The sequence below is a fragment of the Catenulispora sp. EB89 genome, from assembly GCF_041261445.1.
Classification (GTDB): domain Bacteria; phylum Actinomycetota; class Actinomycetes; order Streptomycetales; family Catenulisporaceae; genus Catenulispora.
In genome coordinates this window covers 171181-190521 of record NZ_JBGCCU010000007.1, presented here as the reverse complement: position 1 = coordinate 190521, position 19341 = coordinate 171181, and the positions used below count along the sequence as shown (strand labels likewise).

Here is a 19341-nt window from a genome sequence, read left to right as displayed (position 1 = left end):
CCGCCGGGTGCGGCGGGCGGCCGTTACGCCGATCGGGTGACGCGTCCGGCGGCGTGCCGGTGCGGGTCACGGCCGGCGGCGAGCCGTGCCGCTGCGCGCGGGTCGCGGTCCCGGGACATTCCCGGTCTTCCCGATCTTGGGGATCTTGGCCGCCGCCTCGCGGCTCCGAAGCCGTCCGTCGGCTATGGCGGCCTCGACCGCCCGCAGCAGGGTTCCGCTGCGGGCGTATTCCTTGCCGACCAGCGCGCCGGCGCCGGATACGAGGAGGAGCGTGTAGTAGCGCCGGACTTCACGGCCGGTCGTCGACGAACGCACGCTCGTCCGGTGCACGAGGACGACGTCCCGCCACGGCACCGCCACGAGGTCGCCCTCGCGCTCGGCCGACACCAGGCCCTCCTCGAACAGGTAGATGGTCGCACGGGCTTCGCGGAGGCTCGCGCGGATCCCGAACGGTGCGATCAAACCCAGCGCGACGCAGACGGCCAGGGCGACGTACTCCGCGAACGGTGCCGATTCGCCGTCCACCTTCGACGCGAGGTGCATCGCGACGATGATCAGAACGCTGCCAGCCCACCCGAGGGCAGTCAGGATCGACCACAGGTACGCGTTACGCCGATTGCCCGGGAACCTGCCGTCGAAGTCTCCGAGTTCCGCTTTCTCCGCCGCCTCGACAGCTGATTCGAACACTTCCATCGATCTCGTCGACATCCCGGCTCCCCATCGCCCTGTTGTCAGCGGCTGCACGGTTATGAGCCGTCGAAGACCTGCCGCACGCTAACCATCGCGGCGCCAGCGTACGCCGGTACTTCTGCCCGCAAGCCGGCTCGCCGGGCCCCGGGCGCGTGGTCGCGGGTGTAACGCCTGGGCCGATGCCTCGCACAGTGCACAGAGAGCAACACTCAACCACGGAGAACCATGAGGCTCAGTACTCGACGTCTGACAACCGCGCGGTCGCCGCAGTCCTGGGTGATGACGTAACGCGGTTCGAGGGCCGGGCGGCGTTGAAGGGGTCCACGCCGGCAGCCTCACATTCGGACTCCGGACCGTGGTCCAATGTGGACCGGCGGAATCAGCGCGAAAGGTGCCCGAGGATGGACTGCGACGAGTTCGTGGAGCTGGTCACGGACTTCCTCGAGGGTGCCCTGCCCGAGGCGGACGAAGCTCGGTTCATCACGCACCTCGCGGAGTGCAGCGGGTGCGAGACGTATCTGGAGCAGTTCCGGCAGACCATCGACACGCTCGGCGAACTCCCGCCGGAGTCGTTGTCCGGCGAGGCTCGCGAGCGGTTGCTGACGGCGTTCCGCGGGTTCCGGCGCGGGCAGTGACCGCGCCAGAACCTCCCGTGACGCTGTAACGGACAGCCGTACCAGGACACTGAGCCCCCTGAGAACGGGGCCGGTGGCAACCACGCGTGCTCTCGTGTCAGCAACCATGTCGAGGAGCCGTCCGTGGAAGTCACCAGCGAGAGCGTCGCCATCCGCACCCTGGTCGAGGTGGTGAAGTCCTCCATCTGCGAGGTCCAGGGCGCCGCGGAACCGCGCCCCGGAGAGCTGGTCGCGTCCTCGGCCGCACTGACCCTGCACGTCATGATGGACACCACGGTCGGCGGCACGGTCGACCTGCGCGTGCCGGTGATCGGGGCCCACCTTCGGATCGGCGGGCGCCGCGCCCGGCACCGGATGCACAGCGTGCACGTGACCCTGGTTCCCGAGCACCACGGCCGAACCCACCACGACCACGGCGCCGGCGACCCGGAACTGGTCATGGCGCTGCGCGCGATCAGGGACCTGATGCACGGGACCGGCCACGGCGGTCACTCGTGGTCGGTGGCCGGCGGCACGGTCCAGGTCTCCTTCGCGGTCACCGACCAGGGCTCCATCTCGGTCGGGCTGACCGGCGACCGCAGCGACGAGCACGTGCACAGCCTGGAGCTGGAGCTGCAACCGGCGGATGCGGATCAGGATCTGGATCTGGATCAGGACGGATCGGTCGGCTAGGCGGCGGAACACTCACGACCGAGTAGCAACGAGCGACGCGGCCAGGAACTCCGCCACGCGCACCAGCGCCGCGTCGCCCTCGTCCAACATCGCGGCGAAGGCCTGGAACAGGTGCGGGACGCCCGGGGTCACCTCCAGCGAGACCGGGACGTCCGCGGCCGCCGCACGCGCCGCGAGCCGTACCGCGTCGTCGAGCAGTAGCTCGTGCGTCCCGACCTGGATCAGCAGCGGCGGCAGGCCGCGCAGGTCGGCGAACACCGGGCTGATCGACGGATCGGCCGGGTCCGCGTCGGCGACGTAGTCCACGGCGCGGCGCGCGATCGCCTCCGCGGTGAACGACGGGTCGACGTCGGCCTTGGTCTTCATGCTGTCGCCGGACAAGGTGAGATCGGCGTACGGCGAGAACAGGACAGCGGCGGCCGGCATCGCAAGGCCCTGATCGCGGGCCGCGACCAGCAACGCCGCCGCCAGCCCGGCACCCGCGGACTCGCCGACCACCGCGATCCGGCCAGGATCCGGGACAACATCCCGACCGGAGTTCCGGCCCTCGGCGCTCGCCAGGATGGCCCGGTAGACCGCAACCGCGTCATCGAGCGCTGCCGGATAGGGGTGCTCCGGCGCCAGCCGGTAGTCCACCGAGATCACCTTCATCCCGGTCCGCCGGGCGACGTCCGAGGCCAGCGCGGCCGAGGTGCGCGGCGAGCCGAGAACGTAGAACCCGCCGTGGAACCACAGCAGAGTGCCGACCGGCTCGACCTCGACCTCGACCTCGACCTCGACCTCCAGCACCGGCACGCCGCCGATGACGGAAGGAGTGAGGATCACGTCGTCGGGCAGCGGACGGGAAGTCAGCATGCCGGTGAAGACCTCACGCTGGACCGCCGGATCGCCGCCGATGTCCAGCGCGCCGTTACGAAAGATGGTGTCGAGTGCTTCGCGCTGTTGCTGAGTCATGTGTCCAGAATGATTTCGGACCCACTATGCGACAATACCATATCCTGCATACCCTGTATGCGTGCCACGCATAGAGTCCGTCGACCTGAACCTCCTCGCGCCGCTCAACGCGCTCCTCGAGGAGCGACACGTCTCCCGCGCCGCCGACCGCCTGCACATGAGCCAGCCCACCATGAGCCGCGCACTCCAGCGGCTACGCGCCACCCTCGGCGACGAACTCCTGGTCCGCGGCCCGGGCGGATATCAGCTCACACCACGTGCCGAACGCATCGCGGCCGAACTCCAGCTCGCACTCCCCCGCCTGGAACACGTCTTCACCGGCGAGGAGTTCGACCCGGCCGCCGCCGCGCGCGCATTCCGGCTCGCCGGCACCGACTACACCGTCTCCGTCCTCAGCGGCGCGCTGCTCGCGCAGGTCTTTGCCCAGTCTCCCGGATCGACCGTCCTCTTCTCCCGCTGGCACCACACCGTGTTCACCGACGCCGAGCACGGCATGGTCGACCTGCTGGTCCACGGCGGAACCGCACCGCCCCCGCTGCGCTCCCGGCCGCTCTTCGAAGAGGGCTACGCCTGCCTGGTCGCGACCGACCACCCTCTGGCCCGCTCGAAGACCGTGTCGCTGGCGGACTACCTCGACTGCACCCACATCGTCGTCGACGTCACCGACGGCCGCCAAGGCCACGTCGACCGCAGCCTCGAAGCGCTCGGCCGCCCCCGGCGCGCCGCCGTGACAGTGCCCTACCACACGGCGGCCGCCGCGGCGGTACCGGGAACCCGGCTGGTCGCGACGCTCCCTCAGAGCTTTGCGATCCAGCACGCGGTGCCCGGGACGACCACCGTCATCCCGGCACCGGAAGCGATCGGCCCGATGACCTACGCCATGTCCTGGCACCCCCGCCTCGACGACGACCAGGCCCAGCGCTGGCTCCGTGAACTGATCGCGACGACGGTCAGGACGGGGTGACCCGCAGCCACACCGTCGCATCAGCCGGCAGCAGCCCATCGACCAGATCAGTGCTCTGCAACAGCACCTCGTCATGCACCGGCAGCACAACAGCATCCGACGACAGGTTCGCCACGCACCGGAACCGGCCGTCCCGCACGAAGTCGAGCACTGATTCCCCGCTCTCCATCCACGTCAGGCCGCCGTCCCCCAATCCCGGCTCGCGCCGCCGGATCCGCAGCGCGGCGCGGTACAGCTCAAGCATCGAGCCCGGGTCGCCGCTCTCGGCCTCGACCGTCAGGTCCGACCAGAGCGCCGGTTGCGGCAGCCACGGACTCGCCGGCGCGTCGTCCGGCGAGAAGCCGAACGGCGGCTGCGCGCCCGACCAGGGCAGCGGCACGCGGCAGCCGTCGCGCCCCGGGTCCGCGCCGCCGGTGCGGCGCCAGATCGGGTCCTGGCGCAGCTCGGCCGGGATGTCCTCGACCTCCCACAGGCCCAGTTCGTCGCCCTGGTAGACGTACACCGCGCCGGGCAGCGCGAACGTCAGCAGCGCCGCGGCCCGGGCCCGGCGCGTGCCGAGCTCCAGGTCCACCGGGCGGCCGTGTTCGCGCCGGTCCAGGCCGAACGAGGTGTCCGCGCGGCCGTAGCGGGAGACGTGCCGGTCCACGTCGTGGTTCGACAGGACCCAGGTCGCCGGGGCGTCGACCGGGGCGTGGATGGCGAGGGTCTCGTCGATGACCGAGCGCAGGCGCGCCGGGTCCCACGCGCTGCACAGGTACGGGAAGTTGAACGCGCTGTGCAGTTCGTCGGGCCGGAAGTAGCGCGTGAAGCGCTCGGCGTCCGGGATCCACAGCTCGCCGATCAGGGCGCGGTCGCCGCCGTAGGATTCGGCGACGGCGCGCCAGGCGCGGTAGATCTCGTGCACGTCGTCGCGGTCCTCGTACGGGTGCGGAGAAGGGTGCGACGCCAGGTCCGGCAGGTCGGGGTCCTTGGTCACCAGGGCCGCCGAGTCGATCCGGATCCCGTCCGCGCCGCGGTCGAACCAGAAGCGCAGGACGTCCTCGAACTCCGTCCGGACGTCCTGGGACGTCCAGTTCAGGTCCGGCTGCTCGGGGGCGAACAGGTGCAGGTACCACTCCCCCGGGGTCCCGTCGGCGGCCGCGACGCGCGTCCACGCCGGGCCGCCGAAGATCGACTGCCAGTCGTTCGGCGGCAGCGCGCCGTCCGCGCCGCGGCCGGGACGGAACCAGAAGCGGGAGCGCTCCGCCGAGCCCGGTTCGGACGTCAGGGCCGCGAGAAACCAGGGGTGCCGGTCCGAGCAGTGGTTCGGCACGATGTCGATGATGATCCTGATGCCGTGGTCGTGCGCCTCGGCGATCAGCAGGTCCGCGTCCGCCAGGGTGCCGAACGACGGCTCGATGTCGCGGTAGTCGGCGATGTCGTAGCCGGCGTCCGCCATCGGCGAGGGATACCAGGGGTTGAACCACAGCGCGTCGATGCCCAGCGCCGCGAGATAGGGCAGCTTCGCGCGGACGCCTGGCAGGTCGCCGACGCCGTCGCCGTTCGAGTCGGCGAAGCTGCGCGTGTAGACCTGGTAGATCGCCGCTCCCCGCCACCACGCGTCGGTGCGGGCCGGTGTCTCGGAGCCGGAGGCGGTCTCGACAACGGCCTCGGCGCCGGCCATGGGCAGCATGTTCTCTTGAACGGTCGTCACGAAAGGGACCCGCTTTCTGGTGCGTACGGTTCGGGTTCAGACATGGCGGTGCCATACGGACGGCGCTTGCGCGCGGTCCGTCGGCGGTACTCGGGCGCTCAGCCCTTAAGACTCCCGGCGGTCAGACCGGACATGATGTTGCGTTGGAAGATCAGGAAGAAGATCAGCGGCGGGATGGCCGCGATCGCGGCGGCCGCGATGACGACGTTCTGCGGCGACGTCGAAGCGGCCTGCGTGATGCCGACGTTCAGGGTCTCCCGGGTCGGGCTGTAGCCGCCCTCGACGAGCAGCGGCCACAGATAGTCCTTCCACACCGCCGTGACCGCGAAGATCGACACGACGCCGAGGATCGGCCGCGACATCGGCAGGACGACGGACCACAGCGTGCGCATCCGCCCGGCGCCGTCGATCGCGGCGGCGGCCATCAGGTCGCCGGGGATGGAGTCGAAGAACCGCTTGAGCAGGAAGATGCTGAAGCCGTTCGCGACCGCCGGCAGCCAGATCGCCTCCGGCGTGCCGACCAGGTTCACGTGCAGGATCGGCAGGTCCGACACCGTGATGTACTGCGGGACCACCAGCACCGTCGCCGGCACCATCAGCGTCGCGAGCATCAGGCCGAACAGCGCGTTGCCGAACACCGGCCGCAGCTTGGACAGCGCGTAGGCGGCGGCGACGTCGAACACGAGCTGGAACGCCAGCGCGCCGAACGCGTAATACAGGGTGTTGACGAGCAGGCGGCCGACGCCGCCGACGGTCCAGGCGTCGGCGTACGTGCCGGGGTGGATCGAGTGCGGGTAGAGCGTCGGCGGGACCTGCACGGACTCGTGCGTCGACTTCAGTCCGTCGGTGAACAGGAAGTACAACGGGCCGATGAAGATCAGTGTGAACGCGACGATCACGGTCGTGGCCGTGCACCGGTAGGCGATGCGGCCCCGGCGGCGGTTCAGGGCGGTCGTCGAGACGAGGGTTCTGGTCGACATGGTTCTCGCTCCCTGGTCCTAGTCCCGGTCCCGGCTGAGCCACAGGTACCCGGCGGAGAAGACGCCGAGCACGAGCATCAGCAGGACGCCGAGTGCCGAGGCGCTGTTGTAGTTGCTGGATCCGGACAGGTTGAAGGCGTACTGGTAGATCAGGTTCACCACGGACACGGTCGAGTTCCCCGGTCCGGCCCCGCCGTTGGTGAGGATGAACGGTTCGATGAACAGCTGCATGGTGCCCACGATCTGGAGCATCAGCATCATCGACAGGATCAGCCGGGTCTGCGGGATCGTGACGTGCCGGACCCGGCCGAGGATGCCGGCGCCGTCCAGTTCGGCGGCCTCGTAGAGCTCGCCGGGGATGTTCTGCAGGGCCGCCAGGTAGATGAGTGTCGTGCCGCCCATGTTCATCCAGGTCGAGGCGACGGTGACGGAGACCAGCGCGCTGCCGGAGGACTGGACGAACTGCGACGTCGGCAGGTGCAGCATCCGCAGCAGGTGGTCGAACAGGCCGTAGTTCGGGTCGTAGAAGTACTGGAACAACAGCAGCGCCGAGGCCGGCGGCAGCATCACCGGCAGGTACACCAGGATCCTGAGATACCCGCGCGCGTGCCGGAGTTCGTTGAGGATAATCGCGGTGAGGAACGGGACCGCGAAGCCGATCAGCAACGCCAGCAGGCTGAACTCGATCGTGTTCTTCCAGGCCTGCGCGAAGGTCGGGTCGTGGATGATCCGCGTGTAGTTCTGGAAGCCGGCCCAGGTGGTCTCGGGCTGGCGGGTGATCTTGTTCCGGTGCGTCTGCTGGAAGCTCATGACGATCTCGCGGATCATCGGGTACCACGAGAACATCGCGAAGCACAGCACCGCGCCGATCAGGAAGCCGTGGGCGCCGAGCTGGCGGCGCAGGACCCTGAGGAACCTGCCGCCCGGCCCGCCGTCGGGGACCCGGCCCGAACTCCCGCTCGGACCTCTGCTCGGGCCCCCGCTCGGGCCCTCGCTCCGTCCCAGGCCGGGGCCCCAGCCCCGTTTGCCGTCGGCCCGTCCCGGACTGCGCCGTCCCGGCCTGCTGAGGACTTGCTCGGCCATCACCGCTCCCTGATCGGCTCGCTGTCGTGTCGGGCTAGCTCGCGTTCGCGAGCAGTGTGTTCACCTGTGTCTCAGCGGTCTTCAACAAGGCGGCGATGTTGGCGTTCGGATCCTGCAGCACACTGAGCATCGTGGCGTCGAGGGTCTTGTAGACGGCCTGCGCGTCGGCGGGCTCCCCCATGCCCTTCTCGTGCGCGTCCACGAACGTCTTGAAGTGCGCCGTGTCGACGGTCTGGCTCGCCGCCTTCAGCTGCTCGTTCTTCGCCGAGGTGGCGCCGACCCAGTCCAGCGGCTCGGGGAAGCCGACCGGCAGGCCGTCGGCCTTGGTGCGCGCGTAGTTGAACTGGCCCTGGCCCGGCGTCAGCATGGAGAAGGCGATCCACTTGACGCCCGCGCGGATCTGCGCCGGGGTGTCGTGCTTGTTGAACACCAGCGCGTCGCCGCCGGACAGCGAGCCGGCCGGGGTGCCGCTGGTGCTCGGCAGCGGGCCGACGCCGAAGTCGTCGACGTTGCCGCCGTCCTGCGGGACGATCACGTTGTAGATGTCGTCGGGGGCGGCGATGTACATGCCGAGCTTGCCGGCGCCCATCTGCTTCTGCAGGTCGCCCCACTTCAGCTGCTGCGTCGGGCTCATCGAGTCGTCGACGAAGCGCATCTGGTGCAGCGCCTGGAGGACGTCGGTGGCCGGCTGGCCGTTGAACGCCGCCTTGCCGTCGTCGCCGACCATCTGGCCGCCGTCGGCGTCGACCTCCGAGGAGAGGTGCCAGCCGCCGTTGTTGCCCGCGCTGTACTCGCCGTAGCCGTAGATCCCGTTGCCGAGCGCGGTGATCGCCTTGGCGTCCTTCTCCACGTCGGCCCACGTCGTCGGCGGCTGGTCCGGGTTGAGACCGGCCTGCTGGAACAGCTTCCGGTTGATGATCAGGCCCTGGGTGTAGATGCCGGTCGGCAGTCCGTAGACGGTCTTGCCGGCGGTGACCGCGGCCATCGCCGACGGCGCGATGTCGCTGAAGCCGGGGACCGTGGTGTCGTTGACGTAGGACGTGATGTCCGCGGCCTGCCCGGCGTCCAGGACCTGGTTCAGGTCGGTGAAGTACATGTGGAACACGTCCGGCTCGGTGCCGGCCTTCAGCTGCGCGGTGAACGTCGCGGTGTTCTCACACGGGTAGGTGTCGACGCCCTTGATCGTGACGTTCGGGTTGGCCTTCTCGAACGTCGCCACGTCCTGGAGCCACTCGGTGCGCTGCTTGGCCTGGCTGGTCGGCGGCTCGCAGGCCACCGAGATGGTGACCGGGCCGTCGCCGCCGGCCGGGGCGGCGGCGTTCTGCGAGCTCTTGCTGCTGGAGCACGCCGCGGCGGAGACGCCGAGGCCTGCGACGAGGACGGCGGCGGCTATCCGGCGCGCCGCGGGCCGTCGGGCGGGACTCATCATCGAACACCTTCCATAAGGGGGACCTGCGCTTGGGAATGCGCGGTGGGAAACCTGAATGTGATGGCGAACGCTTGCGATGTGGTGCCGAGTGGGGCTCACCGTACTGACGGTCAAAGATGAACGCAAGATGTCGATGAAAGCCCGCAAGGACACGACTTCATCACGGCCTTGATGGGCGAATCGGTGCATACCGCCCGGAAGTCCCGACCTGCGCCAGGTTGACGGAACGCGCCGGATCCCGCGCGACGGTTCCGGGATCCCGAAAAAGATCATGCGGCCCGGCCGTGGACGGCGTGCGCCATCGCACTGCCGCGCTCACAAAATGAACGGCTTCCCGCAAACCCTTGCGGGCACCTGTCGTATCGTTGCGACCATGACTCCCCCACCAGCCCGCCGCCTTGCCGAAGTCGCGAAGAAGGTCGGCGTGAGCGAGGCGACCGTGAGCCGGGTTCTCAACAACCGGCCCGGCGTGGCCGAGGCGACCCGCGAAGCCGTGCTGACCGCCCTCGACGTGCTCGGCTACGAGCGCCCCACCCAGCTGCGCGGCGAGCGCGCGCGGCTGATCGGCCTGGTGCTCCCGGAGCTCCAGAACCCGATCTTCCCGGCGCTGGCCGAGGTGGTCGGCGGCGCTCTCGCGCAGCGCGGCTTCACGCCGGTGCTGTGCACGCGCACGACCGGCGGCTTGTCCGAGGCCTACTACGTCGACATGCTGCTGGACCAGCAGGTGTCCGGCGTCGTCTTCTGCGGCGGGCACTACGCCGAGGCGGACGCGCCGCACGAGCACTACGAACGGCTGCGGGAGCGCGGCGTGCCGGTGGTGCTGTTCAACGCGGCCGTCGGCCATCTCGGCTTCCCCTGCGTGGCGACCGACGACGAGGTCGCCTCCGAGCAGTCCTACGGGCACCTGGTCTCGATGGGGCACACCCGGCTGGGTGCGGTCGTCGGCCCGGAGGACCACGTGCCCTCGCAGCGCCGCGTCGCGTCCTTGCACGCCCAGGCGGCGCGGTCGTCGGGGACTGTGACGGTCGAGGTCGCGCACGCGCAGTTCTCGATGGAGGCCGGCCGCGCGGCGGCCGCGCGCCTGCTGGCCGAGGGCGTCACCGGGTTGGTGTGCGGCAGCGACATCCTGGCCCTCGGCGCGATCCGGGCCGTGCGCCGGGCCGGGATGGACGTGCCGGCCGACGTCTCGGTGATCGGGTTCGACGACTCCGGTTTCATGAACTGCACCGACCCGCCGCTGACCACAGTGCGCCAGCCGATCGAGGCGATGGGCCGGGCCGCGGTCACGCTGCTGCTGAACCAGGTCGAGGGGGCGGCGGCGAGCGAGGAGGAGCTGCTGTTCGAGCCGGAGCTCGTGGTGCGGGGGTCGACCGGGCCGCTCCGGGACGGCGGCCGGGGAGCCCGCGTCGGGAGCGGATGACGATTTTCGTCAAAGATCACGTCGTTTCTTGCGTAGATCGGTTGTACGCTGACGCCCGTGGCCACGAAGCTTACCGAGGTAGCCGCGTTCGCTGGCGTGAGTCTCGCCACGGTGCGCCGCGTCCTCAACGACCAGCCGTCCATAGCCCAGGAGACCAGGGAACGCGTCCTGACCGCCCTGGACGTGCTCGGACACGAGCGCCCCTCCAAGCTGCGCGGGCACCGGGCCGGCCTGGTCGGCCTGGTCGTGCCGGACCTGCAGAACCCGATCTTCCCGGCGTTCGTGGAGACCGTCTCGGCGGGTCTGGTGAAGCAGGGCCTGATGCCGGTGCTGTGCACCCGCACCGCCGACGGCGTGTCCGAGGCCAACTACATCAAACTGCTGATGGACCACGAGGTCGCCGGGATCGTGTTCATCGGCTCCTCCTACGCCGACGCCGGGCCCGAGCACGGCCGCGCCCTGAAGGAGCGCGGCATCCCGGTCGTGCTGATCAACCCGGCCGACGCCAACGACGGCGTCCGCCGGATCACCGTCGACGACGCCTCGGCGGTGGACCAGGCGCTGGAACACCTGCGGGCGCTGGGCCACACCCGGATCGGCATGCTGCTGGGCCCCGGCGGCCACATCCCCTCGGCCCGCAAGCTCGGCGCCTTCGTCGCGGACTGGGAACGGCGCGCGGCCCCCGGCGGCGAACCGGGCGCGTGGCGGGAATTGGTCGCGCACACCGGATTCTCGATGGAGGACGGCCGTACCGCGACCGCCCGGCCGCTGGAGGCCGGGGCCACGGCCCTGATCTGCGCCAGCGACGCGCTGGCGCTCGGCGCCGTGCGCGCCGCGTACCGGCAGGGCCTGAGCGTTCCCGGGGATCTGTCGGTGGTCGGCTTCGACGACTCGCCCTACATGATCGCCACCGATCCGCCGCTGACCACGGTGCGCCAGCCGGTGCGGGCGATGGGCGCCGCGGCCGTGGACGCGTTGAAGGCGCAGATCGGCGGGCACGCGGGGCCTCCGGACGAGACCCTTTATGAGCCCGAGCTTATCGTGCGCGCTTCGACGGGGGTCGTGCGGTCCCGCTGACCGTCTCGGCGCCGCGCTCCAGGTAGCTTCTTCGCAGATCATCGCAGGTCACCGCAGACGCAGTGGCCTGAGAAACAGGCGTGCCCGCACCGTTGCTACGGCCCTGAGTCAAGAATCTGCGCTGTGACGCAAGATTGTCCGTTGATTCTGGCGGTTTTTTGCGCTGCCCTCTGGACTTCAGCCTTCCGGGGTCGTACGGTTTCGCCAGTCTTCCAGCCCTACGAAACACCGTCGTAACCCCGCCACCAGCGCGATGGGTCACGCGACGGTACCCCCATGCCTCATTTCAAGGAGTACCGAGCGATGCTCCGCCTTACACCCCGCTTGACGCAGGCTGCTTTACTTGCGATCTGCTTGGCCTCGACGACGGCCTTCACCGCATCGTCCGCCCACGCGACGACGCCGCAGCCCGCGTTCTCCGGCGCACCCGGCGCCGCCGTCCCGTTCACCGAGTACTCCGCGGCGAACGCTTCGACGAACGGCGTCGTCACCGCGGCTTCCCGGGCGTTCACCCAACTCGCCGCCGAAGCGACCGGCCGACGCGCCGTTCAGTTGGCGGCGAACCAGTACGTCGAGTTCGTCCTGACCCGGCCGGCGAACGCCGTCGACATCCGGTACTCGGTGCCCGACGGCTCGGCCGATTCAGCGCTGCGACTCACCGCCGACGGCAGATCCCTCGCGACCACGGCCCCGCTGACCACGACGGCCCGGTATTCGCACTTCTACGGGAACTACCCGTTCACCAAGAACCCGGCCGACGGCGGCGAACACCACTACTTCGACGACACCCGCGCCTTATTCGCCGGGAACCACGAACTCCCGGCCGGGACGCGAGTACGCATCACCGCCGCGCAAGCCACGACGGTCGACGTCGCAGACTTCGAAGACGTCGCCGCACCACAAACCCGAACCCCCGCTGGGGCGTTGAGTGTGCTCGACTTCGGCGCCGACCCCACCGGTGCGGCGGATTCCAGCCAGGCGATCCAGAACGCCATCGACGCCGGGAGTGCCCAACAGAAGACGGTCTGGATCCCGCCGGGCACCTACACCGTCACCCGCCACCTGACGGTGGACGACGTCACCGTGCAAGGCGCCGGCCCCTGGTACTCGGTCCTGCACGGAGCCGGAGTCGGCGTGTTCGGCAACGCGGCACCGACGCCGAGCACCGCCGTCCACCTCTCCGGGTTCGCGATCTTCGGCGAGACCACGATCCGCGACGACTCGGTCTCCGACAGCGGCATCGGCGGCTCGCTCGGCGGCGGCTCGACCGTCGACGACCTGTGGGTCCAGCACACGAAGGCCGGCATGTGGCTCGACGGCCCGGCCGACGGCCTGACGATCAGCGACTCGCGGATCCAGGACACCACAGCCGACGGCGTGAACCTGCACGACGGCGTCAGCCACGTCACGGTGCGGAACACCTTCGTCCGCAACACCGGGGACGACGGCATGGCGATGTGGTCGGACCAGAACGCCGACCACGACGACGCCTTCGTCCACGACACCGTCGTAGAGCCGCAGCTGGCCAACGGATTCGCGGTCTACGGCGGGCACGACAACGCGGTCCAGGACGACCTCGCCGCCGACACCGTGACCCAGGGCGGCGGCGTCCACGTCGGCAACCGCTTCGGATCCGTCCCCCTGGCCGGGACCACGACCATCGCCGGGAACCTGCTGCTGCGGACCGGCGACCTCGTCGCCAACGCCCCGACCGAGATCGCCGCGCTCTGGTTCGACGCCGCGGACTCGCCGATGACCGGCGCGATCTCCGTGCACGACGACACCATCGTCGACAGCTCCTACGCCGCGATCCAGTTCGTCGGGAAGAGCATCACCGGCATCCGGGTCGACCGGGTCGCGATCGCCGGGGCCGGGACGTTCGCCGTCCAGCTCCAGGCCCCCGGCTCGGCCGCGTTCTCGGACGTGGCGGCGTTCGGTCTGGGCGCCTCCGGAACCTATGACTGCGCCAGCGGATTCGCCATCACGAAGAGCGGCGCGGACTTCGGCTGGGACCGGACGGCCTGCGGCTTTCCGCCGAACGGCACGCTGGCCATCGACAAGGCCGACGGCGTCGACTTCGGCTTCCAGGCGCTGAACACCGGCAGCACGCAGCCGGTAGTCATCACCAACCCGGGGCCGAAACCGATCACCGTGCAACGGATCGCCGCCCCGGCCGGGTTCACCGCCGACGACCCCTGCGGCACCATCGCCGTCGGTGCCTCCTGCACCGTGCACGTCGGCTTCGACCCGGCGGTGTCGGGCAACTTCACCGGGCTGCTGACCATCGACAGCACCTCGCCGGCCGGTCCATACGTGGTGGGGCTCAAGGGCGTCGGCTACGACCCGAACGGCGACCTGGCCCTCGGCCGCACCGCGACCTCCAGCTCGCAGCAGTGCTCGTGGTGCGGTCCGGACAAGCTGACCGACGGCGACCCGGGGACGTACTTCGAGAGCCAGGACGGCACGTTCCCGCAGACGGTCACGGTCGACCTCGGGCAGAGCACGTCGGTGGACCGCGTCGTCCTCAAGCTGCCGCCGAACTGGGGCGCGCGCACGGAGACGCTGTCGGTCGCGGCCGACGGGGCGCCACTGGTCGCGTCCGCCTCCTACACCTTCGACCCGGCCACCGGGAACGCCGTCACGATCGCCGTCCCGGCCACGGTCCTGCGCACGCTGACGCTGACCGTCACCGGCAACACCGGCTGGCCCGCCGCGCAGTTGTCCGAGGTCGAGATCTACGCACACTGATTCCCTCCCACCCCGAGTAAGGAGTACGACCAATGCTCCGATCCAAACGCGGATCCGCCGTCGGCCTGCTGGCCGCCGCGACCCTCGCGTGCACGACCGTCGCGGTCTGGACGATCGCCCAGCCCGCGTCGGCGGCCGGCACCACCTATGAAGCAGAGAACGCTGCGCTGTCCGGCGGCGCGGTCGTCGCCAGCGACCACACCGGATACACCGGCACGGGATTCGTGGCGGGATACACGGACACTGACAAGGGCACGGCGAACACAACCTTCTCGGTCACGGCGAGCAGCGCGGGGAACGAGACCGTCGCGCTGCGGTACGCCAACGGGACCGGGGCGCAGATGTCGCTCTCGCTCTACGTCAACGGGAGCAAGCTCAAGCAGATCCTGCTGCCAGCGACCTCCGACTGGAACACCTGGACCACGGAGACCGAGACCGTCTCGCTGAACGCCGGTACCGACTCGATCTCGTACAAGTTCGACAGCACCGACCTGGGCAACGTCAACCTCGACAACATCACGGTGGCCCCTGTCACCCCGCCACCGCCCGGGCAGTACGAGGCTGAGAACGCTGCGCTGTCCGGCGGCGCGGTCGTCGCCAGCGACCATACCGGCTACACCGGGACCGGGTTCGTCGGCGGATACACGGACACTGATAAGGGCACGGCGAACACGACGTTCACCGTTTCCGAATCGACTGCCGGCTCCACGACTACTGCGCTGCGGTACGCCAATGGGACCGGTGCGCAGATGTCGCTCTCGCTCTACGTCAACGGCACGAAACTCAAGCAGATCCTGCTGCCGGCGACCGCCGACTGGAACACCTGGACCACGGAGACCGAAGCCATCTCGCTGAACGCCGGCAGCAACACGATTTCGTACAAGTTCGACAGCACCGACCTGGGGAACGTCAACCTCGACAACATCGTGGTCGCGCCGATCACGACGCCGACGAGCAGCCCGAGCTCGAGCTCGTCGTCCCCGCCGCCGCCTTCGGGCCAGCCGTATGAGGCGGAGACGGCCTTCTTCTCCGGCGGGCCGAGTGTCGCGACGTCCATCGCCGGTTACAACGGATCCGGCTATCTGACCGGCTTCACGACGCAGGGCGCGCGTACGGTCATCGACGCGTTCCTTCCCTCTGCCGGAACGGATGCGGTCACCGTTCGGTACGCCAACACCACCGGCTCGGCTCAGACCATCTCGCTGTACATCAATGGTCTGAAAAAGCAGCAGCTCTCGCTTCCTGCAGGCGCCGGCTGGCTGACCACGACGCTGAACCTGGCGCTGCGGTCTGGTGAGAACCTCATCGGCTTCCAGAACGACTCCGGCGACACCGGGAACATCGGTATCGATGACGTCACCGTCGCCAACGGGACGGCTCCGGCGGCGACCGGCGCGACCGTCCCGTACACCGAGTACGTCGCCTCGGCGGCGCAGACCAACGGCACGGTTCTGGCGGCCAGCCGGAGCTACCCGAGCATCCAGTCGGAGTCGACCGGGCGTCAGGCGGTGCAGCTCACCGCGACCGGGCAGTACGTGCAGATCACGCTGGCGCGGCCGGCGAACTCGATCGTCGTCCGCTACTCCATCCCCGACAACTCCGACGGTTCGACGGCCACCGCGCCGATCGCTTTGTACGCCAACGGCGCCAAGGTCCAGGACCTCAGCCTGACGAGCGAGTTCAGCTGGCTGTATGGCGGCGGGTACACCGACACGCACAGTCCGTCCAACGGTCCGGCGCACCACTTCTACGACGAGACCAGGGCTCTGATCGGCAACTGGCCTGCCGGCACCGTCCTGAAGCTCCAGAAGGACGCCGCGGACACCGCCTCCTCCTACACCTTCGACGTCATCGACACCGAACAGGTCGATCCGGCGTTCACGATGCCCTCGGGCTTCGCCTCCGTCACCGACTACGGCGTCACGCCGAACAGCGGCGCCGACGACACCTCCGCGCTCAACAGCGCGCTGTCCTCGCTGGTCGGCACCGGCAAGGGCTTGTGGTTCCCGGCCGGCACGTACGACATCTCCGGGCGGGTCAGCATCGACGGCATCCCGGTGCGCGGCGCCGGCCAGTGGTACACGACGATCCAGTCCACCGCGCTGAACGGCAGCGGCGGGCTGTTCACCTCCGGCGGCGTGAACCAGATCGCCGACCTGACGATCAGCGGCGACCAGACCGACCGCAACAACGACAGCGGCGCGGCCGGCATCGAGGGGACGTTCCAGCCCGGGTCGCTGATCTTCGACGTGTGGATGGAGCACCTGAAGGTCGGGCTGTGGGCCGTCCCGGCGGACGGCCTGTACGCGACCGGGCTGCGCGTCCGCGACGTCTTCGCCGACGGCGTCCACTTCCACGGCGGCAGCGCGGACTCGCGCGTCGACCAGTCGGTCGTCCGCAACACCGGCGACGACCAGCTGGCGCTCGACACCGAGGGCGGGAACGTCACGAACTGCGTGCTGGCGAACAACACCGTGCAGAGCCCGATCCAGGCCAACGGCATCGGTGTGTACGGCGGCTCGGGCAACGTCGTGCAGAACAACCAGGTCTCGGACACCGTCGCCTTCGGCGCCGGAATCACGATCAGCACCCGCTTCGGCGCCGGCTTCAGCGGCCCCACAACCGTCACCGGCAACGTCCTGACCCGCGCCGGCTCCTACAACAGCGGCTGGGGCAGCAGCCTCGGCGCGCTGTGGATCTACGCGAACCTCGACGACATCACCCAGCCGGTGACGGTCAGCAGCAACGAGATCGACTCGGCGAGCTACGAAGGCGTCCTGCTCAGCTACGCCAAGCAGATCAGCAACCTGACCCTCGACCACCTGACGATCAACGGCGCCGGAACGTACGGCATCAACGTCAGCAACGTGACCGGCGGGATGACGGCGAACTACGTGACGGTTTCCGGGACCGGGTCCGGCGGGCTGAACAACCCGGGGAGCGGGTTCAGTATCACGCGGGGGGCGGGAGATACCGGCTGGTAGGTGCTGAAGATTCTGGATCTGTTCGCTGACACGTCCTCGGGCGTTCCGTTCGGACGGGACGCCCGAGGCGGCGGCTTCTGAGAAGATCGCCGAATGCCGCCGTCCGCTCCCCTTGCCGAGGCATGGCTCCGCGGCGTCGCCACCAACCCGGCACTGACCGCCGAGTAGTTGCACGTCCTGGCTAAGGCCGCGGAATGTTCCGCAAGTTCAACCGCGCCATCCGCGCGATCTCCCCGACTCCGCCGCCGAGCACGACCTTGCCCAGTCCCAGGGCGAAGCCCCGCGCCTGTTCGAGCGTGAGGTGCGACGGCACCTCCAGCGCGTCCGGGGTGGTCACGACGTCCAGCAGGGCCGGGCCGTCGTGGGCGAGGACTTCGGCTGCGGCCGCGCGCAGGTCGCCGGGGTCCAGGACGCGGCGGGTGAAGAAGCCCGCGCCGGCGGCGATCGCCGCGTAGTCGACGGAGTCGTGGTCGGTCTCGAAGGGCGGGTCGCCGGCGACCAGCATCTCCAGGCGGACCATGCCCAGGCTGGAGTTGTTGAACACGACGACCTTGACCGGCAGCCGGTGCGTCTTGACCGTCAGCAGTTCGCCCATCAGCATCGCCAGGCCGCCGTCGCCGGACAGCGAGACCACCTGGCGGCCGGGGTGCGCGATCTGCGCGCCGACCGCCATCGGCAGCGCGTTGGCCATCGAGCCGTGGACGAACGAGCCGAGCAGCCGCCGGCGGCCGTTGGGGGTCAGGTACCGGGCGCTCCAGGTGCAGCACATGCCGGTGTCCGCGGTGAACACGGCGTCCTCGGCCGCGAGCTCGTCGATCACGGCGGCCAGGTGCTCGGGGTGGATCGGCCGGTGCTTGGCGATGTGGGTGCTGTACGTGTCGACGCTGTGCTGGACGGCCTTGGCGTGCGCGTGCAGCATCTTGTCCAGGAACCGCCGGTCGGTGCGCTGGTCGAGCCGCTCCAGCAGGGCGGTGATCGTCTGGCCGACGTCGGCGGCGACGCCCTGGACCAGCGGGGCGCGGCGGCCGAGGCGGGCCGGGTCGACATCCACCTGGATGACGTTCTTCGTCGGCAGGAAGTCGTCGTAGGGGAAGTCCGTGCCGAGCAGAAGCACCAGGTCCGCCTCGTGCAGGGCGTCGTAGCAGGCTCCGTATCCCAGCAGGCCAGTCATGCCGACGTCGTAAGGGTTCTCATACTGCATGACGTCCTTGCCGCGCAGCGTGTGCCCGATCGGCGCGTGCAGGCGGCCGGCCAGCGCCAGGACCTGCTCGCGGGCGTCGGTGCACCCGATGCCCGCGAAGATGGTGACCTTCTCCGCGGCCGCTATCCGCTCAGCCAGCTCGTCGACGGCGGCCGCAGCGGGAGCGGGCAGCGGCCGGGCCGTCAGCGTGACGCTGTGCGGCACGGCGCCGCTGGAGTCGTCGGCGAGGATGTCGCCCGGCAGCACCAGGACCGACGCCCCGCTGCGCCCGGTCGCGGCCTGGATCGCGCCGCGCGCCAGCCGGACGACCTGGTCGGGGTGCGCGACCGTCTCACAGAAGTGGCTGGCCTGCGCGAACAACGCCTCCGGCTTGGTCTCCTGGAAGTAGCCGGTGCCGATCTGCCGGCTGGGGATGTGCGAGGCCAGGGCGAGGACCGGCGCGCCGGAGCGGTGCGCGTCCATGACGCCCTGGATGAGGTGCGTGTTGCCCGGCCCGCAGCTGCCGGCGCAGACCGCGAGGCGGCCGGTCAGCTGCGCCTCGGCGGAGGCCGCGAACGCGGCGGCCTCCTCGTTGTGGACGTGGATCCAGTCGATGCCGCCGTTGGCCGAGCCACCGCTGCGGCGCACGGAGTCGCTGAACGCGTTGAGGCTGTCGCCGACCAGGCCGTAGATGCGGTGCACCCCGGCCTGGACGAGGACTTCGACAAGGTCGTCTGCCACGGTGTGGCTCATGGGCACTCCTGGAGCTGCGAAGCGGTGTGGATCATGCGGCGGGCTACGTTTCAGGGTACGGGTCGGAGCGCGCGGGGAT

General features: G+C 69.8%; 14 protein-coding genes. 7 read left to right on the top strand and 7 right to left on the bottom strand.

Features of this window, described 5'->3' with window-relative positions; translation table 11 throughout:
- Window positions 1-66: 66 nt before the first annotated feature.
- On the bottom strand, window positions 67-708 hold the full coding sequence (locus tag ABH920_RS17425; protein WP_370350048.1) for a hypothetical protein: 642 nt from the start codon (window positions 706-708) through the stop codon (window positions 67-69).
- Between the two features lie 383 nt (window positions 709-1091).
- On the opposite strand from ABH920_RS17425, the gene ABH920_RS17420 reads away from it, so the two are divergent.
- Together ABH920_RS17420 and ABH920_RS17415 are read left to right on the top strand one after the other, a co-directional pair.
- On the top strand, window positions 1092-1325 hold the full coding sequence (locus tag ABH920_RS17420) for an anti-sigma factor (RefSeq protein ID WP_370350047.1): 234 nt from the start codon (window positions 1092-1094) through the stop codon (window positions 1323-1325).
- Between the two features lie 123 nt (window positions 1326-1448).
- On the top strand, window positions 1449-1997 hold the full coding sequence (locus ABH920_RS17415; protein WP_370350046.1) for a trypco2 family protein: 549 nt from the start codon (window positions 1449-1451) through the stop codon (window positions 1995-1997).
- A gap of 12 nt (window positions 1998-2009) precedes the next feature.
- Here ABH920_RS17415 and ABH920_RS17410 read toward each other — a convergent pair whose 3' ends face one another.
- Entirely contained in the window at window positions 2010-2951 is a 942-nt protein-coding gene (locus ABH920_RS17410) for an alpha/beta hydrolase (protein WP_370350045.1), read from the bottom strand.
- A gap of 61 nt (window positions 2952-3012) precedes the next feature.
- On the opposite strand from ABH920_RS17410, the gene ABH920_RS17405 reads away from it, so the two are divergent.
- Entirely contained in the window at window positions 3013-3915 is a 903-nt protein-coding gene (locus tag ABH920_RS17405) for a LysR family transcriptional regulator (protein ID WP_370350044.1), read from the top strand.
- On the opposite strand, the gene ABH920_RS17400 is transcribed toward ABH920_RS17405, so the two are convergent.
- From ABH920_RS17400 to ABH920_RS17385, 4 genes are all read right to left on the bottom strand, one after another.
- On the bottom strand, window positions 3902-5578 hold the full coding sequence (locus ABH920_RS17400) for an alpha-amylase family glycosyl hydrolase (RefSeq protein ID WP_370350285.1): 1677 nt from the start codon (window positions 5576-5578) through the stop codon (window positions 3902-3904). The genes ABH920_RS17405 and ABH920_RS17400 overlap by 14 nt on opposite strands.
- Before the next feature lie 128 nt (window positions 5579-5706).
- The gene (locus ABH920_RS17395) at window positions 5707-6588 is read right to left on the bottom strand and encodes a carbohydrate ABC transporter permease (RefSeq protein ID WP_370350043.1); all 882 of its coding nucleotides are present in this window, start codon (window positions 6586-6588) and stop codon (window positions 5707-5709) included.
- 18 nt (window positions 6589-6606) lie between these two features.
- Window positions 6607-7671, bottom strand: coding sequence for a carbohydrate ABC transporter permease (locus tag ABH920_RS17390; protein ID WP_370350042.1), 1065 nt, complete (start codon window positions 7669-7671; stop codon window positions 6607-6609).
- A 34-nt stretch (window positions 7672-7705) separates the two neighbouring features.
- Window positions 7706-9097, bottom strand: coding sequence for an ABC transporter substrate-binding protein (locus ABH920_RS17385; RefSeq protein WP_370350041.1), 1392 nt, complete (start codon window positions 9095-9097; stop codon window positions 7706-7708).
- 376 nt (window positions 9098-9473) lie between these two features.
- On the opposite strand from ABH920_RS17385, the gene ABH920_RS17380 reads away from it, so the two are divergent.
- From ABH920_RS17380 to ABH920_RS17365, 4 genes are all read left to right on the top strand, one after another.
- Window positions 9474-10520, top strand: a complete 1047-nt coding sequence (locus ABH920_RS17380; RefSeq protein ID WP_370350040.1) for a LacI family DNA-binding transcriptional regulator — start codon at window positions 9474-9476, stop codon at window positions 10518-10520.
- A gap of 57 nt (window positions 10521-10577) precedes the next feature.
- Window positions 10578-11597 (top strand): LacI family DNA-binding transcriptional regulator, encoded by a 1020-nt coding sequence (locus ABH920_RS17375; protein WP_370350039.1) that lies wholly within the window; start codon window positions 10578-10580, stop codon window positions 11595-11597.
- A 354-nt stretch (window positions 11598-11951) separates the two neighbouring features.
- Window positions 11952-14345 (top strand): glycosyl hydrolase family 28-related protein, encoded by a 2394-nt coding sequence (locus ABH920_RS17370; RefSeq protein ID WP_370350038.1) that lies wholly within the window; start codon window positions 11952-11954, stop codon window positions 14343-14345.
- Window positions 14346-14377: 32 nt separating this feature from the next.
- The gene (locus ABH920_RS17365) at window positions 14378-17329 is read left to right on the top strand and encodes a CBM35 domain-containing protein (protein ID WP_370350037.1); all 2952 of its coding nucleotides are present in this window, start codon (window positions 14378-14380) and stop codon (window positions 17327-17329) included.
- Between the two features lie 181 nt (window positions 17330-17510).
- Here the strand turns inward: ABH920_RS17365 and ABH920_RS17360 are convergent, their stop codons facing one another.
- Window positions 17511-19262, bottom strand: a complete 1752-nt coding sequence (locus ABH920_RS17360; RefSeq protein ID WP_370350036.1) for a thiamine pyrophosphate-dependent enzyme — start codon at window positions 19260-19262, stop codon at window positions 17511-17513.
- Between the last annotated feature and the right edge of the window lie 79 nt (window positions 19263-19341).

Excerpts from the sequence above, each read along its gene's own strand:
- ABH920_RS17425 (WP_370350048.1), bottom strand. The coding sequence starts at position 708 with ATGTCGACGAGATCGATGGAAGTGTTCGAATCAGCTGTCGAGGCGGCG.
- ABH920_RS17420 (WP_370350047.1), top strand. The coding sequence starts at position 1,092 with ATGGACTGCGACGAGTTCGTGGAGCTGGTCACGGACTTCCTCGAGGGT.
- ABH920_RS17410 (WP_370350045.1), bottom strand. The coding sequence starts at position 2,951 with ATGACTCAGCAACAGCGCGAAGCACTCGACACCATCTTTCGTAACGGC.
- ABH920_RS17400 (WP_370350285.1), bottom strand. The coding sequence starts at position 5,578 with ATGGCCGGCGCCGAGGCCGTTGTCGAGACCGCCTCCGGCTCCGAGACA.
- ABH920_RS17395 (WP_370350043.1), bottom strand. The coding sequence starts at position 6,588 with ATGTCGACCAGAACCCTCGTCTCGACGACCGCCCTGAACCGCCGCCGG.
- ABH920_RS17390 (WP_370350042.1), bottom strand. The coding sequence starts at position 7,671 with ATGGCCGAGCAAGTCCTCAGCAGGCCGGGACGGCGCAGTCCGGGACGG.
- ABH920_RS17385 (WP_370350041.1), bottom strand. The coding sequence starts at position 9,097 with ATGAGTCCCGCCCGACGGCCCGCGGCGCGCCGGATAGCCGCCGCCGTC.
- ABH920_RS17380 (WP_370350040.1), top strand. The coding sequence starts at position 9,474 with ATGACTCCCCCACCAGCCCGCCGCCTTGCCGAAGTCGCGAAGAAGGTC.
- ABH920_RS17365 (WP_370350037.1), top strand. The coding sequence starts at position 14,378 with ATGCTCCGATCCAAACGCGGATCCGCCGTCGGCCTGCTGGCCGCCGCG.
- ABH920_RS17360 (WP_370350036.1), bottom strand. The coding sequence starts at position 19,262 with ATGAGCCACACCGTGGCAGACGACCTTGTCGAAGTCCTCGTCCAGGCC.